At 49.9% G+C, this 18,918-nt stretch carries 17 protein-coding genes; 15 read left to right on the forward strand and 2 right to left on the reverse strand.

The annotated features are described in order from the left end of the window. Nucleotides 1-132: 132 nt before the first annotated feature. The 3 genes from LVQ76_RS10080 (at nt 133) to otsA (ending at nt 3,748) form a co-directional block, all read left to right on the forward strand. Entirely contained in the window at nt 133-1,398 is a 1,266-nt protein-coding gene (locus LVQ76_RS10080) for an HAAAP family serine/threonine permease (protein ID WP_232864790.1), read from the forward strand. 147 nt (nt 1,399-1,545) lie between these two features. Beyond that, nucleotides 1,546-2,349 carry a trehalose-phosphatase gene (otsB, locus tag LVQ76_RS10085; protein WP_232921551.1) on the forward strand — a complete coding sequence of 268 codons (804 nt, stop codon included), beginning with the start codon at nt 1,546-1,548 and terminating at the stop codon, nt 2,347-2,349. After that, nucleotides 2,324-3,748 carry an alpha,alpha-trehalose-phosphate synthase gene (gene otsA / locus LVQ76_RS10090; protein WP_232921552.1) on the forward strand — a complete coding sequence of 475 codons (1,425 nt, stop codon included), beginning with the start codon at nt 2,324-2,326 and terminating at the stop codon, nt 3,746-3,748. The genes otsB and otsA overlap by 26 nt, the downstream gene beginning before the upstream one ends. A 296-nt stretch (nt 3,749-4,044) precedes the next feature. On the opposite strand, the gene uspC is transcribed toward otsA, so the two are convergent. Continuing rightward, nucleotides 4,045-4,467 carry a universal stress protein UspC gene (gene uspC, locus LVQ76_RS10095; protein ID WP_232905276.1) on the reverse strand — a complete coding sequence of 141 codons (423 nt, stop codon included), beginning with the start codon at nt 4,465-4,467 and terminating at the stop codon, nt 4,045-4,047. A gap of 806 nt (nt 4,468-5,273) precedes the next feature. Here uspC and flhD point away from each other — a divergent pair. The 6 genes from flhD to cheW all read left to right on the forward strand — a co-directional run bounded on the left by flhD (nt 5,274) and on the right by cheW (nt 10,696). After that, complete coding sequence (gene flhD / locus LVQ76_RS10100; protein ID WP_034455083.1) at nt 5,274-5,624, forward strand: flagellar transcriptional regulator FlhD; 351 nt, start codon at nt 5,274-5,276, stop codon at nt 5,622-5,624. A gap of 4 nt (nt 5,625-5,628) precedes the next feature. Further along, nucleotides 5,629-6,207 (forward strand): flagellar transcriptional regulator FlhC, encoded by a 579-nt coding sequence (gene flhC, locus LVQ76_RS10105; protein WP_151994694.1) that lies wholly within the window; start codon nt 5,629-5,631, stop codon nt 6,205-6,207. Between the two features lie 128 nt (nt 6,208-6,335). Continuing rightward, the gene (gene motA / locus LVQ76_RS10110) at nt 6,336-7,229 is read left to right on the forward strand and encodes a flagellar motor stator protein MotA (RefSeq protein WP_151994693.1); all 894 of its coding nucleotides are present in this window, start codon (nt 6,336-6,338) and stop codon (nt 7,227-7,229) included. Continuing rightward, nucleotides 7,226-8,155, forward strand: a complete 930-nt coding sequence (motB, locus tag LVQ76_RS10115; protein ID WP_034455086.1) for a flagellar motor protein MotB — start codon at nt 7,226-7,228, stop codon at nt 8,153-8,155. The genes motA and motB overlap by 4 nt, the downstream gene beginning before the upstream one ends. A gap of 10 nt (nt 8,156-8,165) precedes the next feature. Then, nucleotides 8,166-10,166, forward strand: coding sequence for a chemotaxis protein CheA (gene cheA, locus LVQ76_RS10120; protein ID WP_232921578.1), 2,001 nt, complete (start codon nt 8,166-8,168; stop codon nt 10,164-10,166). 29 nt (nt 10,167-10,195) lie between these two features. Further along, nucleotides 10,196-10,696, forward strand: a complete 501-nt coding sequence (cheW, locus tag LVQ76_RS10125) for a chemotaxis protein CheW (protein ID WP_232864793.1) — start codon at nt 10,196-10,198, stop codon at nt 10,694-10,696. An 80-nt stretch (nt 10,697-10,776) separates the two neighbouring features. On the opposite strand, the gene LVQ76_RS10130 is transcribed toward cheW, so the two are convergent. Next, the gene (locus LVQ76_RS10130) at nt 10,777-12,039 is read right to left on the reverse strand and encodes a dicarboxylate/amino acid:cation symporter (protein WP_232864794.1); all 1,263 of its coding nucleotides are present in this window, start codon (nt 12,037-12,039) and stop codon (nt 10,777-10,779) included. A 350-nt stretch (nt 12,040-12,389) separates the two neighbouring features. Between LVQ76_RS10130 and tar the strand changes: the two genes are divergently transcribed. The 6 genes from tar (at nt 12,390) to cheZ (ending at nt 18,844) form a co-directional block, all read left to right on the forward strand. Further along, a complete protein-coding gene (gene tar, locus LVQ76_RS10135; protein ID WP_232921553.1) occupies nt 12,390-14,051 on the forward strand; it encodes a methyl-accepting chemotaxis protein II in 1,662 nt (553 codons plus the stop codon). Nucleotides 14,052-14,093: 42 nt separating this feature from the next. Next, nucleotides 14,094-15,698 (forward strand): methyl-accepting chemotaxis protein, encoded by a 1,605-nt coding sequence (locus LVQ76_RS10140; protein ID WP_232921554.1) that lies wholly within the window; start codon nt 14,094-14,096, stop codon nt 15,696-15,698. A 19-nt stretch (nt 15,699-15,717) separates the two neighbouring features. Further along, entirely contained in the window at nt 15,718-16,584 is an 867-nt protein-coding gene (gene cheR, locus LVQ76_RS10145) for a protein-glutamate O-methyltransferase CheR (protein ID WP_134186766.1), read from the forward strand. Next, nucleotides 16,581-17,630, forward strand: a complete 1,050-nt coding sequence (locus LVQ76_RS10150) for a protein-glutamate methylesterase/protein-glutamine glutaminase (protein WP_151994688.1) — start codon at nt 16,581-16,583, stop codon at nt 17,628-17,630. Before cheR ends, LVQ76_RS10150 begins: the two co-directional genes overlap by 4 nt. A 169-nt stretch (nt 17,631-17,799) precedes the next feature. Next, the gene (cheY, locus tag LVQ76_RS10155) at nt 17,800-18,189 is read left to right on the forward strand and encodes a chemotaxis response regulator CheY (RefSeq protein ID WP_034455094.1); all 390 of its coding nucleotides are present in this window, start codon (nt 17,800-17,802) and stop codon (nt 18,187-18,189) included. 10 nt (nt 18,190-18,199) lie between these two features. Then, on the forward strand, nt 18,200-18,844 hold the full coding sequence (cheZ, locus tag LVQ76_RS10160; RefSeq protein WP_232864797.1) for a protein phosphatase CheZ: 645 nt from the start codon (nt 18,200-18,202) through the stop codon (nt 18,842-18,844). The last annotated feature ends 74 nt before the right edge of the window (nt 18,845-18,918 follow it).

The raw sequence follows: 18,918 nt of genomic DNA on the forward strand, positions 1-18,918 counted from the left end.
TAAATGTGATATTGATTAGATTGTTAGTATTTCCCGCCATAAACTAATTCAAACCAGGATATGAATCACTGTAACAATCACGCGGCTAAAGTAGAGTTGGCAGCCTGAATTCGGCCTCAAGGAGATGAGCCAATGAGCAGTGATGTTAATTACACCAGTAGTAAAGTGCATGTTCCCGGGAATCGTAAGTTTGATACTACCTGGGTTCTTAGCCTTTTTGGTACGGCGGTCGGGGCAGGGGTGTTATTTCTCCCGATCAACGCAGGGATGGGCGGATTCTGGCCGTTAGTGGCGCTGGCGGTTATCGTTGGGCCAATGACCTGGCTTGCTCACCGGGGGCTTGCTCGTTTTGTCTTATCATCACGTAACCCTGGCAGCGATATCACCGAAGTGGTGGAAGAACATTTCGGAGCTAAAGCGGGCATCTTAATTACTCTGCTGTACTTCTTCGCAATCTACCCAATTCTGTTGATTTACGGCGTTGGTATCACCAACACCATTGATTCGCTAATGGTCAACCAACTGGGAATGGCTTCACCACCGCGTGTGATTTTGTCAATTGTGCTGATTGTCGCGCTGATGGCGGTGATGCTGACGAGTGAACGTGTGATGCTGAAAATTACCGAGCTGATGGTTTACCCGTTAGTCGGCATCCTGCTGTTCCTCTCTTTATATTTGATTCCACACTGGAACACGGCCGCTCTTTCCCAAGTACCTACTGCGCTAGATTTCACTACAACTATGTGGCTGACTATTCCGGTGTTGGTCTTTGCTTTTAACCACTCACCGGCTATCTCCTCATTTGCGTTGTCTCAGCGTCGTGAATATGGCAACCAGGCAGATGAAAAAGCCAGCCAGACGCTGCGCAAAACATCCACCATTCTGCTGGCGTTTGTTATGTTGTTTGTCTTCAGCTGCGTGCTAAGTGTAACGCCGGCAGATTTGATGGCAGCAAAACAGCAAAATATTTCAATGCTGAGCTTCCTTGCTAACAAATTCGATAATCCGCTGATCTCCATCTTTGGCCCACTGGTAGCAATTCTGGCAATTTCCAGCTCCTTCTTCGGTCACTACCTGGGAGCACGCGAAGGTCTGCACGGACTGGTGAAAAAAATTGCCCGCCACAACGGCAAGCGTTTTGATGACCGCAAACTGAATAAAGCTATCGCTCTGTTCTTCCTGCTGAGCCTGTGGTTGGTGGCAACACTTAATCCAAGCATCCTTGGCATGATTGAATCGCTGGGCGGCCCAATCATCGCGATGATCCTGTTTATCATGCCGATGTATGCTATCCACAAAATTCCTGCGCTGGCGAAATTCCGTGGCAAAGTGAGCAATATCTTCGTTACGGTTATGGGTCTTGTGGCTATTTCAGGACTTATCGCAAGCTTCTTCTGACACCTGCCATACCGAAACGCCAGGCCATATGCGGCCTGGCGATTTATCCTGGAAAATTGCGACACCCGTCACCCTGTCTATACTTACATGGCTAATCATAATCTACCGTTACGGTAGTAATACTAACTATGTAAGGAGGAGCCGCTGGTGGCTGAAGTTGCATCTGTACCGCCTCTACTTTCAGGAAACCTTGCCTTTTTCTTCGACCTCGATGGCACGCTTGCAGAAATCAAACCGCACCCGGACCAGGTTTATATTCCCGCTGCGGTGCGCACATTGCTGCAAAAAATGTCTGTCATGAGTGGTGGGGCGTTGGCATTGATTTCAGGGCGCTCAATGACTGAGCTAGATAAGCTCGCCACTCCCTTTCACTTCCCACTCGCGGGTGTGCATGGGGCAGAACGCCGTGATATCAATGATAAAACCCATGTAGTGACGCTCCCTGAACCGGTAGTAACCGCATTACATCAGCATTTAAGCAATGCGCTTTTACAGCTTCCAGGTACTGAACTTGAAGCTAAAGGGATGGCTTTTGCGCTGCATTACCGCCAGGCGCCCGAAGCAGAAGAGGCTATTTTTGAATTGGCACAGCAAATGACACTGCACTTTCCTGAACTGGCGTTGCAACCGGGGAAATGTGTCGTGGAGTTGAAACCTTTGGGCATCGATAAAGGTGCTGCTATTCGCGCATTTATGCAGGAAGCACCCTTTGCGGGCCGCACACCGATTTTTATTGGTGATGATTTAACAGATGAAGCAGGGTTCAAACAGGTTAACGCCCTTGGAGGGGTGACCATTAAAGTGGGAAATGGCGACACGATTGCTAACTTCCGACTGGCAAACGTGCGCATGGTTTATCACTGGCTTGGCAAATTAACGCAACACATAGAACAACAAAAGTCAGATATTTTACGGGGAGAAGATTATGAGTCGCTTAGTGGTAGTCTCTAATCGCATTGCGCCACCGGACGATAAGAAAGGCGGTGCAGGTGGCTTGGCTGTGGGGATTTTGGGGGCTTTAAAGACGGCCGGAGGGCTGTGGTTTGGCTGGAGTGGAGAGGTCGGTGACCCCGATGCTGCATTACAAAAGACTAAACGGGGCAACATCACCTGGGCTTCTTTCAATCTCAGCAAAGAAGACTACGAAAGCTATTATCTGCAATTTTCCAACGCTGTCCTTTGGCCGGCGTTTCACTATCGTCTGGACCTGGTCGATTATCAGCGTGAAGCCTGGGAAGGCTATCAACGGGTTAATACCATGCTTGCGAGCAAGCTTAAGCCATTGTTGGAAAAAGACGATGTCTTATGGGTACATGACTACCATCTGCTGCCCTTCGCTGCAGATTGTCGCAAACAAGGGCTAAATCACCGCATCGGTTTTTTCTTACATATTCCATTCCCAACGTCAGAAGTATTTAACGCGCTCCCGCCGCATGAGGAGTTACTTGAAGCGTTGTGTGAGTACGATTTACTGGGTTTTCAGACGGAAAACGATCGCCAGGCATTCCTGGATTGTGTGGCAAGCCAGACGCGGCTTGATAGCCTGGATAAAAACCAGCATCAGGCGTATGGCAATACGTTTCGCACGGAAGTATATCCGATAGGTATCGAACCAGAAGAAATCAAAAAGAGCGCTCAGGGTCCGCTGCCGCCGAAGTTGGCGCAGCTTAAAGCGGAATTGGGGAGTATCAAAAACATCTTTTCGGTTGAGCGACTGGATTATTCCAAAGGATTGCCTGAACGGTTTCTCGCTTTTGAAGCGCTACTGGAAAATTATCCCCAGCACCACGGGAAAATCCGTTACACGCAAATTGCACCCACTTCGCGTGGCGATGTGCAGGCGTATCAGGATATTCGTCATCAGTTGGAAACTGAAGCGGGGCGCATCAATGGTAAGTACGGTCAGCTGGGCTGGACACCGCTGTACTATTTGAATCAACATTTTGACCGCAAGCTGGTAATGAAAGTATTCCGCCATGCGGATGTTGGCTTAGTAACTCCACTGCGTGATGGGATGAATCTGGTGGCAAAAGAGTATGTCGCGGCTCAGGACCCTGCTAATCCGGGTGTGCTGGTGTTGTCGAAATTCGCCGGTGCCGCAAACGAATTATCCTCCGCACTCATTGTTAATCCTTACGACCGTGACGACGTTGCCGCAGCCCTGGATCGCGCGTTAACTATGCCTTTAGCCGAACGGATATCACGCCATAGCGAAATGATGTCGGTGATTGAGAAAAATGATATTCACCACTGGCAGAAGCGGTTTATAGAGGACTTGAAGCAGGTTGCTCCACGGAATGAGGAGTTTGAGATGGGAAAGAAGGTGGCGACATTTCCTAAGTTGGCATGACGCTATTCCACCGCCTATGGCCGGACGGTGATTATTCCGTTCGCATAGATGATTTACCTGCATTGCAAACCCGCTAACGGTGAACGTGTCAGGGGGAAATCTTCCCCCTGACAACCCTCGCCAGATCATTAAATTGCCATTTCACCGTAAGGCTTGGCTATTTAAATCCGGAGCCAGGTCAAAATCGAATAAGCTTTTGAATTTTTGTTTTGAAGTTAGCTTTGAGTGACATCAATTTTAAGATCAATACCCCTCTTACTTCTGATGATATAAGCCAAATTTAACTTAAATACTGCTTATCTCAGCGGAACGAGCAAAACATCAACCTGACTGGATGCTACCACTGCTTTCGCGGAGCAAATTATCTTGCTAAAAAAGGATTGATTGTGGTTACCACAAATCACTAAATCCACAGATCCCTTATTACATATTGCCAGAATGTGCTCACTTAATTCGCCGGTAGCAATAACCGTTTCTATAATAGGGTAATTTGCCTTTTTAACCAGTTCATCAATAAAAAGTTGAGTCTCTTCAAGCATTAATTCACGCAGGTTTTCCATCATTGGTGCGGCAAATTGATTATAAAGTTCGGGGTCGGATGCGAGTGTAATCAGCGAAATTTTCCCATTCACCGGCCGGGCGATTGAAACCGCCTTTTCAACCAGGATTTGGCTTTCTGGACTGATGGCGACAGCAACCAATATATGTTGGTAACTCATAACAATCTCCCGCTTGTTGATAACAAATTACTTGCATTTTCCTTACTACAACTCACATTCTTACGCAAGAATAGTACCCATGGAAAATGTGAGTCTGCTCATGGAAAATGATTAATAACTCTAATGTAAACAACTTGTGAAGCAGCCTGGGTGCCTGGATAGCTCATTTTTCCATCAAACTTTAGTATTAATTTATATTGATACTGCGGTTGTCATCCTGGTGTAAGAATTTATCGCCATTCTTACACGAAATAGAAAACTTCAAGGCGTAATGTGCTAAAAACAAGCGTTATCACAGCGTATTAAATTGCTTGGTAAAAAATGCGATATAAATCACATAGCTAACCAGGTCTTAAGACACGTTATTGATGGTAAGTCATCAGATTGTTAGGCAAACGAAACGGTTTTACCAGATTAACGTAACGGTTATTTCGAGTTTGATTGTTTAATGAGCAAATGAAAAGTCTTGCTGATGTTTTAAGGTGAGTCATAAAGTAAATATATGTGATCTGTGTCACATATAATTCAAAATTTGCAGGCATCCGCATTGTATGTCTAAAGGGCTACGAGTAGAGTTTGCCCGGAATTAGGAAAAATCTTAATTTAATGTCAGAAATTTAAGCTCGGATAAGAACGTACCCACAAGGAAGTCTCCACTGCATTTTCGTGTCGGTGGATTCAGTGCGTGTTATCAGTCAAATGAATTTGTCTTTTTTGGTTGTTTTAATTTTAACCGGGATTTCTCGGCGACTCACGGGGTGCGGTAATACCGCATGTATAAAAGTAAGTTTTTCAGGATGAACAAAATGCATACATCCGAGTTGTTGAAACATATCTACGATATTAATTTATCGTATTTGTTGCTTGCGCAGCGCCTTATTAGTAGCGACAAAGCCTCAGCAATGTTTCGTTTGGGAGTGACCGAGGATATGGCCAATTCCCTGAGTGAATTAACATTGCCGCAAATGGTGAAATTGGCGGAAACTAACCAGCTGATTTGCCAATTCCGCTTTAACGATAACCAAACCATTACCCGCCTGACACAAGACTCTCGTGTGGATGATTTACAGCAAATTCATACTGGCATTTTGTTATCTACCCGCTTATTAAATGAGGTCTCCGCAATAGACGAGGCACCTCGCAAAAAAAGGGCGTAACAAAATGAGCGAAAAAAGTATTGTTCAGGAAGCCCGTGATATACAACTGGCGATGGAGTTAATCACGCTCGGCGCAAGATTGCAGATGCTGGAGAGCGAAACGCAATTAAGCCGTGGCCGACTGATCAAACTATATAAAGAGCTCCGTGGTAGCCCACCACCGAAAGGAATGCTGCCTTTTTCTACCGACTGGTTTATGACGTGGGAGCAGAATATTCATGCTTCTATGTTTTGCAACGCCTGGCAGTTCTTGCTGCGCACCGGATTATGTACTGGTGTCGATGCAGTCATTAAGGCATACCGCTTGTATCTGGAGCAATGCCCGGCACAAGAAAGCGGGCCGCTGTTGGCGCTGACTCGCGCCTGGACACTGGTGCGTTTTGTTGAAAGTAACATGCTTGAATTGAACTGTTGCAACTGCTGCGGCGGTAACTTTATTACTCACGCACATCAGCCCGCAGGTAGCTTTGCTTGCAGTTTATGCCAGCCGCCGTCGAGAGCGGTAAAAAGACGTAAACTTTCTACGAATACTGCCGATATTATTCCACAACTGCTGGATGAACAGGTCAAACAGGCCGTTTAACAGTTCGGTGTGGTAAACACTCCAGCAGCGATAAGCCATTATCGCTGCTTTTTTTTTGCCCCGCATCCGACTGTTTGCCCCTCTGATTTGTGATTCCTCGTCACATTTAACAGCAGAAGGATGTACTCGTGCTGATTGTAATAGGTTATCTGGTCGTAATTGCGACAGTATTCGGCGGCTATATGATGACCGGCGGTCATCTTGGCGCACTCTATCAGCCAGCTGAATTTGTCATCATTGGCGGAGCGGGGATCGGGGCCTTTATCGTCGGTAATAACGGTAAGGCAATAAAGGCGACGGTAAAAGCGTTGCCATTACTGTTTCGCCGCTCGAAATACACCAAAAGCATGTATATGGATCTCATGGCGCTGCTTTATCGCCTGATGGCGAAGTCGCGCCAACAGGGGATGTTTTCGCTCGAACGTGATATCGAAAATCCAAAAGAAAGTGAAATCTTCGCCAGTTACCCGCGTATTCTTGCCGACACTCTGATGCTGGAGTTCATTATTGATTACCTGCGCCTGATTATTAGCGGGAATATGAACTCATTTGAAATTGAAGCGCTGATGGATGAGGAAATTGAAACCCATGAAAGTGAGGCTGAAATACCAGCCAATAGCCTTGCCATCATGGGGGATTCACTCCCGGCTTTCGGTATTGTTGCCGCAGTTATGGGCGTGGTTCACGCGCTGGCATCAGCCGACAGACCCGCAGCAGAACTCGGTTCTTTAATTGCCCACGCAATGGTCGGCACCTTCCTCGGTATTTTGTTGGCCTACGGATTTATTTCACCGCTGGCGACCGTTTTACGCCAAAAAAGCGCTGAAACGACCAAAATGATGCAGTGCGTAAAAGTCACATTGCTCTCAAGCCTGAATGGTTATGCGCCGCCGATTGCTGTCGAATTTGGCCGTAAAACCCTTTACTCCAGCGAGCGCCCATCCTTTGTTGAGCTGGAAGAACATGTTCGTGCAGTTCGCTCTCCGAACGCGCAATCGCGTGCCACGGAAGAAGAAGTATGAAGCACAACGCGCGCCCGATTATTGTCGTAAAACGCCGTAAGCATAAAGGCCACGGCGGCGGCGCGCACGGTTCGTGGAAAATTGCCTACGCTGACTTCATGACCGCAATGATGGCTTTTTTTCTGGTGATGTGGCTGATTTCCATCTCCAGCCCTAAAGAACTGGCGCAAATTGCCGACTATTTCCGTACGCCACTATCTGCTGCCATTACCGGTGGGCAACGCATCGCCGACAGCCAAAGTCCGATTCCTGGTGGTGGCGATGATGTGACACAGCAACAAGGCGAAGTGAAAAGACAGCCGAATATCGAAGATCTCAGAAAACGGATGGAAGCCAACCGCCTCAAGCGGCTGGGAGACAAACTGGATCAACTGATTGAAGCTGACCCTAAGCTGCGCGCGCTGCGCCCACATCTGCAAATTGATCTGGTTCAGGAGGGACTGCGGATACAAATAATCGACAGTCAGAACCGTCCGATGTTTAAAAACGGCAGTGCAGAAGTTGAGCCTTACATGCGCGATATTCTGCGCAGCATTGCGCCGTTACTGAATGATTTTCCAAATAAAATTAGTCTATCCGGCCACACTGATGACTTGCCTTATGCCATGGGCGAGCACGGTTATAGCAACTGGGAACTTTCCGCTGACCGGGCCAACGCCTCGCGGCGTGAATTAATGGCAGGCGGTTTAATCGACGGCAAAGTCCTGCGCGTAGTGGGGATGTCATCAACCATGCGCCTGACTAATCGTGGTCCAGGTGACGCTATTAACCGGCGCATTAGTTTGCTGGTGCTCAACAAACAAGCTGAGGATGCCATCGTGCATGAAAACGCAGAAAGCGATAACCAGCCAATAAGCATTCTCCAACAACCTGCTGCCGCGGAACCGGCGCAGAACACATTACCGCCACAACCCGGTACGAGGTGATAGCGTGAGTATGGATATCAGCGATTTTTACCAGACATTTTTTGACGAGGCCGACGAGCTACTGGCCGATATGGAACAGCACCTGCTGAATCTGCTTCCTGAAGCGCCAGATTCAGAACTGCTGAATGCCATATTTCGCGCAGCACACTCGATAAAAGGTGGCGCCGGGACTTTCGGTTTCACCGTTTTGCAGGAAACCACGCATTTAATGGAAAACCTGCTCGACGATGCCCGGCGCGGTGAGATGCACCTCAACACCGATATCATCAACCTGTTTTTGGAAACCAAAGATATTATGCAGGAACAGTTGGACGCTTATAAAAACTCACAGGTCCCAGATGCTGAGAGTTTCGATTATATCTGCAAAGCGCTGCGCCAACTGGCTCTGGAAGCCAAAGGCGAAATGCCTGCGCCGCCTGCAAAATTGACCGTCGTAGAAAAAGAGTCAGTCGAAGCGCTGCCAACAAACGATGGCAATTTGCGCATTGCGATTACCGGGCTTAAATCCACTGAACTAGATTTACTGCTCGAAGAACTGGGTAACCTCGGTACCTTAAGTGAAGTGGAAAAGGGTGAAAACTCTGTCACTGCAACTATTGAGACGACAGTCAGCGCTGATGATATTAGTGCGGTGCTCTGCTTTGTCATCGAGCCTGAACAAATCGAATTTCTTCCGTTAACGCTAAGTGCGCCAGCCGCTGCTGTTGAGCCAGAAGAAGTGCCGGTGGCACTTGCGGTTAACGCACCTCAGCCGTTGGTTGCCGCACCTGTAGCTTCTGTCGCGCCACGTACGGAAAGAGAGAGCAAACCTGCGCGTGTCAGCGAATCAAGCAGTATTCGCGTAGCGGTTGAGAAGGTTGATCAGTTGATCAACCTGGTTGGCGAACTGGTGATTACCCAGTCGATGCTGGCACAGCGATCCAATGAATTAGATCCGGTTGAACACGGCGAACTGATTACCAGCATGGGTCAGTTACAACGTAACGCCCGTGACTTGCAAGAGTCGGTGATGTCCATCCGTATGATGCCAATGGAGTATGTCTTCAGTCGCTTCCCGCGTCTGGTGCGAGATTTGGCCAGCAAACTGGATAAACAGGTTGAACTGACTCTGCAAGGTAGCTCCACCGAACTGGATAAAAGTCTGATTGAACGCATTATCGACCCACTGACTCACCTGGTGCGTAATAGCCTCGATCACGGCATCGAAACTCCAGAAAAACGCCTGGCCGCGGGGAAATCAGCAGTTGGTAACTTAATTCTTTCTGCCGAGCACCAGGGTGGGAACATCTGCATTGAAGTTTCTGATGATGGTGCGGGCCTGAACCGTGAGCGCATTCTTGCTAAAGCGTTATCGCAGGGGATGCCAGTGCATGAAAACATGTCGGACGACGAAGTCGGCATGCTGATTTTTGCTCCTGGATTCTCTACCGCCGAGCAGGTTACGGACGTTTCCGGGCGCGGTGTAGGTATGGACGTGGTGAAGCGTAACATCCAGGAAATGGGGGGCCATGTTGAAATTAAATCGCAGGCCAATGTCGGCACCACCATCCGCATTATGCTGCCGCTGACCCTCGCCATTCTTGATGGGATGTCGGTAAAAGTATGCGACGAAGTGTTTATCCTGCCGCTCAACGCAGTGATGGAGTCGCTACAGCCGAAAGAAGATGATCTGCATCCTCTTGCCGGTGGTGAGCGCGTACTTGAAGTACGTGGCGAATACCTGCCGCTGGTTGAATTGTGGAAAGTATTTGACGTTGCCGGTGCGAAAACTGAAGCGACGCAAGGCATTGTGGTGATTTTGCAAAGCGCTGGTCGGCGCTACGCGCTGCTGGTGGATCAGCTGATAGGTCAACATCAGGTGGTCGTGAAAAACCTCGAAAGCAACTATCGCAAAGTGCCGGGTATTTCCGCAGCAACCATCCTCGGTGATGGCAGTGTGGCGCTAATTGTTGATGTCTCTGCGCTGCAAGGTTTGAACCGTGAACAACGTATGGCCGGCACCGCCGCCTGATTCTCCGGGTTTTGAGTAAGGATAAGAAAATGAGTGGATTAACTAATGTGACAAAACTGACCGGGGAAACGGTAGGGCAAGAGTTCCTGGTCTTTACTCTTGGTGATGAAGAGTACGGTATCGATATTTTAAAAGTGCAGGAAATTCGCGGTTACGATCAAGTAACGCGTATTGCCAATACTCCGGCATTTATCAAGGGAGTCACTAACCTGCGTGGTGTGATTGTGCCGATCCTCGACCTGCGTATTAAGTTTGACCAGGATGGCGTGGAATATAACGAAAACACTGTAGTCATTGTGCTGAACTTTGGTCAGCGCGTGGTGGGTATTGTGGTAGATGGTGTATCTGACGTGTTATCTCTGACCGCTGAGCAAATTCGCCCGGCACCAGAGTTTGCTGTGACGCTTTCAACTGAGTATCTGACGGGCCTCGGTGCACTAGGCGACCGCATGCTGATTCTGGTGAATATTGAGAAGCTGCTTAACAGCGAAGAGATGGCGTTGGTCGATAGCGCGGCGCGCGTGGCTTAATAGTTACTTCTTTATAGGGCGGATTGGCGCAAACGCCATCCGCCACTACTCGATTTACAGATACAGCAAATACAGGAAAATTACGCTTCTACGCGCTCACCTGCTTCCGTTTGTTCTTCCAGCTCACCTTCATTTTTCGACAGCATTGCTGTTGCAACGCCATTACCCAATACGTTGATGGCAGAACGGCCCATATCCAGGAAGTGGTCGACACCCATCAGCAGTAAAATACCTGCTACCGGAATATTGAAGCTTGGGATGGTGGCTGCCAGTACAACCAGCGCAGAACGCGGTACACCTGCAATCCCTTTTGACGCCAGCATTAATGTCAGCATCAGCACCACAATCTCAGAGAAAGTGAGGTGAATGTTGTAAGCCTGCGCAATAAACATAGAAGCGAAAGAGCAATACACCATTGAACCGACCAGGTTGAACGAATAACCAATCGGTAGAACAAATGATGCAATGTTACGAGAACAACCAAAGCGTGTGAGCTGGTCCAGGGTTTTCGGATATGCCGCTTCGGAGCTGCTGGTAGTAAACGCGACCAGAACCGGGTCTTTCAGCATGGCAATCAGGCGGAAAACATCACGCTTGAGAACCATATAGCCAACGCCCACAAGCACCATGCACGTCAGGATAATTGCGAGGTAGTAACCACCAATGAAGGATGCGTAGTTAAGCAAAATCCCCAGGCCTTCCGTCGCAATTACAGAAGAAATTGCCGCGAAGATAGCCAGTGGTGCCACATACATCACATAGCCTGTGACTTTCAGCATGATGTGAGAAACCACATCCAGAGCCGCGACTAGCGGGGTGTTAAATTTCTCACCCAGCGACGCACCAGCAATACCGAAGAACAGAGAGAACACGACGATTTGCAGGATTTCGTTGTTCGACATTGCACCTGCAATGCTGGTTGGAATGGTGTGCGAGATAAACGCTTTCAGGTTCATGCCGCTTACAGCAAGGCCGGTTTGCACATCTCCCGCAGGCACTTGAAGGTTCATGCCAGCGCCCGGCTGCTGGAGGGTAACAATGAATAAACCGACCAGAATAGAAAGCACAGAAGATGAAACAAACCACACCATTGCTTTACCACCCACGCGGCCAATGGTGGACGTTTCGCCCATCTTCATAATGCCCACGGTCAGGGTGCTGAAGACCAATGGAGCAATAACCATTTTGATCAGGCGTAAAAAGATGTCGGTAAACAGCGTGATGTTTTCGGCATAGCTTTTGATGTTGTCAGCAGCGGCATATTCATGGATTGCAGCACCGGAAAGGATCCCGGCAAACATGAATAGAAGAATGAATAGCGTAAGTTTGTTTGAACTAGACAATTACGTAATAACCCCGTCGATTAGTAACAATTAATTAACTTATTGAGCCATATGTAATTTTTATGATTGGCCAATATATATTCGGCCCATAAATTGAACCAAAGCGCGGCAGGATTCAACTATTTTTTACTTTTTGTCGCAATTGTTAATGTGGCGTCTTTTATGTAACGATCTGATAGCAATCGCGAAAGTAATATTAATTATTCCGCCCATCTTCTGTGACATCTCAACCAAAGCTCTTGTAGGTCGTGCAAGCGCAGCGCCCCCGACAAATCCACCCCAAAGTTTCACGTAAAGTTTCAATACCCCATGCCGATAACACCCATAAGAAATCATTAAAAGGGTGTTATATGTTGAACCGTATTCGCGTTGTCACCATGCTAATGATGGTGCTGGTGGTGTTCGCGCTGCTCCAGCTCATCTCTGGCGGAATGTTTTTTAACTCACTCAAACATAATAACGACAGCTTTAAAGTTTCCAGGGAGTTACGCGTTCAGCAGTCAGAACTGGCCAACACCTGGGAATTGATGCTGCAAACACGCATCAACCTGAGCCGTTCTGCGGCGCGGATGATGATGGATGCCAGCAATGGGCAAAGTGCAGCAAAAACGGACCTGCTGAATAACGCCAAAAAATCTCTCGTTGAAGCGCAAAAACATTACGCAGCTTTCAAACAAATCCCCGCGATTACGCCAGAGCTTGAAGCGCTGGTGCAGGGCATTGATGACGATTACCGCAACTACAACCAGGCGCTGAGCGAGTTGGTTGGGTATCTGGAAACCGGCAACATGGACGCCTATTTTGCGCAGTCAACCCAAAGCCTGCAAAACGCCCTCGAAAAAGAATACGGCGACTACATTGCGCTCAACGATCGCATGTACGAGCAATCCTGGATTGCCAGCACTGACGACTATAACTTTGCCAAGTGGCAGATTGCGGGGCTTGCACTCGCGCTGTTCGCGGTGATTGTGCTGGTGTGGTTCGGCATGCGCCGCATCCTGCTGCAACCGCTGGCGGTGGTGATTGGGCATATTCGTGAAATTGCCAACGGCAACCTGACTGAAAATATCGTCTCAAATGGCCGCAATGAGATTAGCGAACTGACTTCCAGTGTGCGCCATATGCAGCAAGAACTGATCATAACCGTCGGCAGCGTGCGTGATGGTTCTGATGCCATCTACAGCGGTGCGACGGAAATTGCCGCCGGAAATAACGACCTCTCTTCCCGTACCGAACAGCAGGCGGCATCGCTTGAAGAAACTGCCGCTAGCATGGAACAGCTCACCGCGACCGTGAAACAGAACGCGGAAAACGCCCGTCAGGCATCTCAATTAGCGTTAAGCGCCTCCGAAACCGCTCAGCGCGGCGGCAAAGTTGTGGATGGTGTAGTGAAGACCATGCACGACATCGCCGGTTCATCGAAGAAAATTGCTGATATTACCGGCGTGATTGACGGCATCGCTTTCCAGACCAACATTCTGGCGCTGAACGCCGCAGTAGAAGCGGCGCGCGCCGGTGAACAGGGGCGTGGTTTTGCCGTCGTTGCGGGCGAAGTGCGCAACCTTGCACAGCGTAGCGCCCAGGCGGCGAAAGAGATTAAAGGGCTGATCGAAGATTCTGTTTCCCGCGTGGATACCGGCTCTGTGCTGGTTGAAAGCGCCGGAGAAACCATGAGTGACATCGTGAATGCCGTTACGCGTGTGACCGACATCATGGGCGAAATTGCCTCCGCCTCTGATGAGCAAAGCCGTGGTATCGACCAGGTTGCGCTGGCGGTTTCAGAAATGGACCGCGTCACTCAGCAGAACGCCTCTTTGGTTGAGGAATCAGCCTCTGCGGCTGCCGCACTTGAAGAGCAAGCCAGCATGCTAAGTCAACTGGTTGCGGCCTTCCGTTTAACGACTGAACCGACTGTTACGCCGTCCGTTAGCGCCACAGTATCGTCAGCTCCGGTTATCAAAACGAGTAAGCCGACAACAAGCGGGCACGACGATAACTGGGAAACTTTCTAAGAAACATTAATGGCCGGCAGACGTGCCGGCTGAGGGGCTGTGATGTTCAACCGTATCCGAATTTCGACCACTCTGTTGTTAATCTTGATCGTCTGCGGCGTGCTGCAGATTGGTAGTAATGGATTGTCTTTTTGGGCATTCAGGGATGATTTTCAGAATCTTAAAATGGTTGAAGTCGGAAACCAGCAACGTGACACCTTAACGCAAAGCCGCGCGGCTTTGTTACAGGCCAGCACTGCCTTGAGCCGTGCCGGTACCCTGACGGCGCTCAGTTACCCGCCGGAAGACATTAAGCGCTTGATGGCAAATGCCCGTGGCAGCCTGAAACAGGCTGACATGCTGTTTAACCAGTTTCTGGAAATCCCACCTTTAAATAAAGAAGGTGAGGATATGGTGGTATCGACAAAGCAGAGTTACGCCGCTTATCGCGATGATTTACAGCATCAGGCGACCTGGCTTGAAAGCAATCAGCTTTCTGACTTCCTGAGTGCGCCGATTCAGAAATCACAGGATATTTTTGACGCTTACTTTAACGCCTGGCAGCAGAGCATCAATGACACCGTGGCAGCGTCGAGTGCTGACAGCAAAATGAACTACCAGATCTCGGCGATTATTTTCGCCAGCGTGACGGTGATCGCCATCCTGATGCTGATTGGTTCAATTATCTGGTCGCGCAAAATGCTGGTGCAGCCGCTGGATATTGTGCGTAGCCACTTTGAACACATTGCCGCAGGCGATTTAGCACGCCCGATAAGTGTGTATGGGCGTAACGAAATCTCCGAGATTTTCCGTAGCCTGAAAAACATGCAGCAGGCGCTGAAAGAGACCGTGCAGCAAGTGCGTCAGGGCAGTGGAGCGATGCACACCGGGATCGCTGAAATTGCCGCGGGCAACAACGATCTCTCTTCCCGAACCGAACAACAGGCCGCATCACTTGCTGAAACTGCCGCCAGCATGGAGCAACTGACCGCAACGGTGGGCCAGAACGCCGATAACGCACGTCAGGCTGCACAGCTTTCCCGGACTGCGGCAGACACCGCTCAACAGGGCGGAAAACAGGCTGCAAACGTTGCCCGCACCATGCACGACATTGCGGGCAGTTCGAAGAAAATTGGCGACATCACCAGCGTGATTGATGGTATCGCCTTTCAGACCAACATCCTTGCGCTGAACGCCGCCGTTGAAGCTGCGCGTGCCGGTGAGCAAGGGCGTGGGTTTGCCGTGGTGGCTGGAGAAGTACGCAACCTGGCACAACGCAGTGCGCAGGCTGCCAAAGAGATCAAAGTGCTTATTGAAGAATCGGTCGACCGCGTGCAGCACGGTTCACAACTGGTTGATACGGCAGCCACGACGATGGCGGAAATCGTGCGTTCGGTTACGCAGGTTAACGACATCATGGGCGAAATTGCTTCGGCATCCGACGAACAGCGCCGTGGTATCGAGCAGGTAGCACTCGCGGTAAGCCAGATGGATCAAGTGACACAGCAAAACGCCGCGCTGGTAGAAGAAGCGGCAGCAGCAACCGATGCTCTGGCAAACCAGGCCGAACACCTTAGCGGTGTGGTATCGGTGTTTAATCTGGAAACTGTCGGCAATGAAGACGTCACCAGAGATTTAGTCACCAACGGGGTGCTCGCCACCTCCTGAAAGTAATTGAGAAGACGCTATGACATCACCACTGTCCACTGGACAATCGTCATTAATGTTACAGATGACACAGCGTCTACCGCTGTCCGACACGCACTTTCGCCGGATATGCCAGTTGATTTACCAGCGTGCAGGAATTGTGCTGGCCGATCATAAGCGAGACATGGTTTACAACCGCCTGGTGCGACGTTTACGTACCCTGGGGCTGGAGGATTTTGGGCACTACCTGAGCATGCTGGAGGCTAACGGTAGTAATGCCGAATGGCAGGCGTTCATTAACTCCCTGACCACTAACCTGACGGCTTTTTTCCGCGAAGGTCACCACTTTCCGATTCTCGCAGAACATGCGCGTAAACGTAGTGGGGAGTACAAAGTCTGGAGTGCGGCGGCCTCAACCGGTGAAGAGCCGTATTCCATCGCTATAACGCTCGCGGATGTGTTGGGTATGGCACCTGGGCGCTGGAAAGTCTTCGCCAGTGATATCGACACCCAGGTGCTGGAGAAAGCCCAGAGTGCCATTTATCGCCAGGATGAACTGAAAACACTGGCTCCGCTCCAGATGCAGCGCTACTTCATGCGTGGCACCGGGCCACACGATGGGCTGGTACGGGTGCGTAGCGATCTGGCCAGCCACATGGAGTTTGCGCCAATCAATCTTTTGGACAAGCAAGCGCCAATTCCTGGACCGTTTGACGCCATTTTTTGTCGCAATGTGATGATTTATTTTGATAAAGCGACACAGCAGCAAATTTTGCAGCGTTTTGTACCGCTGCTAAAACCGGGCGGATTGCTGTTTGCCGGTCATTCGGAAAACTTCAGTAACCTCAGCCGCGAGTTTTTACTGCGTGGGCAGACCGTGTACGGACTGAGTAAGGAAAGATCATGACAAAAATAACCGTGCTGTGCGTCGATGACTCCGCCCTGATGCGCCAGATCATGACAGAAATTGTCAATAGCCACGATGACATGGAAATGGTGGCAACCGCACCAGACCCGCTTGTAGCTCGTGATTTGATTAAGAAATTCAACCCTGACGTGCTGACGCTGGATGTAGAAATGCCGCGCATGGATGGTCTGGATTTCCTTGAGAAATTAATGCGCCTGCGCCCGATGCCAGTGGTGATGGTTTCATCGCTCACCGGGAAAGGTTCGGAAGTGACATTACGGGCGCTGGAGTTGGGCGCGATTGATTTTGTCACCAAGCCGCAGTTAGGCATTCGTGAAGGAATGCTGGCCTATAGCGAAACTATTGCGGAGAAAGTGCGTACTGCCGCGAAGGCAAAACTGGCGGCGCGAGCGCCCGTTGCAGCGCCTGCTGCGTTGAAAGCGGGGCCATTACTCAGTTCAGAAAAATTGATAGCTATTGGTGCATCAACCGGTGGTACCGAGGCGATTCGCCATGTCCTGCAACCGCTGCCGCTATCAAGCCCGGCGGTACTAATTACGCAGCATATGCCGCCAGGTTTTACTCGCTCGTTTGCTGACCGGCTTAACAAGTTATGCCAGATAGCGGTGAAAGAGGCAGAGGATGGCGAGCGTGTGCTACCGGGGCACGCCTACATCGCACCGGGCGATAAACATATGGAGCTTGCCCGTAGCGGGGCGAACTACCAAATCAAAATTCATGATGGCCCACCCGTGAACCGGCATCGTCCGGCCGTGGATGTGCTGTTCCACTCTGTCGCGAAATTCGCCGGGCGTAACGCCGTGGGCGTCATTTTGACGGGAATGGGGAATGACGGCGCTGCAGGGATGTTGGCAATGCATAAAGCCGGGGCATGGACTATCGCCCAAAACGAAGCAAGTTGTGTGGTGTTCGGCATGCCGCGTGAGGCCATCAACAGTGGTGGTGTCAGCGAAGTGGTCGATTTAAGCGTAATCAGTCAACAGATGTTGGCAAAGATTAGTGCCGGACAGGCAATACGTATCTGAGATAAGGCTATTTTATTTGCCATTTTGAACCCGGGCAGTGCTCCTTTTTTTGGAAAAGAATTGGCTCACGTACTTCATGTACGCTCCGGTTCTTCCGCGCTGACCGTGTCCAAACTGGCTGCAACAATTACGCCTTCTTGAATAGGCAAAAACCGAAGGAACCCAATAAATGGCAGATAAAGAACTCAAATTTTTGGTGGTGGATGACTTCTCTACCATGCGTCGCATTGTCCGTAACCTACTAAAAGAGCTGGGTTTCAACAACGTCGAAGAAGCGGAAGATGGTGTCGATGCGCTCAATAAACTCAACGGTGGCGGCTTTGGTTTTGTTATCTCTGACTGGAACATGCCGAACATGGACGGTCTGGAGTTGCTGAAAACCATTCGTGGCAACGGTGCAATGTCGGCTCTGCCGGTATTGATGGTGACCGCTGAGGCGAAGAAAGAGAACATCATTGCCGCAGCACAGGCGGGGGCGAGTGGCTATGTGGTAAAACCGTTTACCGCCGCGACACTTGAAGAGAAGTTAAACAAAATCTTCGAAAAGCTCGGCATGTAAGGAGAGGCTCATGCACTCATCTACCAATCCCGCGTCAGAGTTACATTCAACCGGCGATATTATCGTTCGGATAGGCAGCCTGACCCGAATGCTGCGCGACAGCCTACGCGAGCTGGGCCTTGACCAGGCAATTGCCGAAGCGGCGGAAGCGATTCCCGATGCTCGTGACCGCCTGGACTACGTGGTGCAGATGACCGCGCAGGCCGCAGAACGCGCGCTGAACTGTGTTGAGCTGGCTCAGCCTCATCAGAACAAACTGGAATCCGACGCCAAAGCACTCAATGGCCGTTGGGATGCCTGGTTTGAAAACCCAATCGAACTGGGTGATGCCCGTGAACTGGTTACCGATACGCGCAGTTACTTGTCTGGCGTCCCGAGTCACACCAGCTTTACCAATGCTCAGCTTCTGGAAATCATGATGGCGCAAGACTTCCAGGATTTAACCGGTCAGGTCATCAAGCGCATGATGGATGTTATCCAGGAAATTGAACGCCAGTTGTTAATGGTGTTAATGGAGAACATGCCAGAACTGGATGCGCGTGCGAAACGCCCAGCCGACAGTCTCCTCAACGGCCCGCAAATGAACACGACCGCAGCGGGTGTGGTTGCAAGCCAGGATCAGGTTGATGATTTGTTGGATAGTTTAGGGTTTTAATATTGGGTGCTGTGTCTAAGTGGCACAGCGTCATTTTTTCTTAATGACGTTATATATCCATCATCCTTCATGCT

It is taken from the genome of Buttiauxella cochleicola, assembly GCF_021283185.1.
Classification (GTDB): Bacteria; Pseudomonadota; Gammaproteobacteria; order Enterobacterales; family Enterobacteriaceae; genus Buttiauxella; species Buttiauxella massiliensis.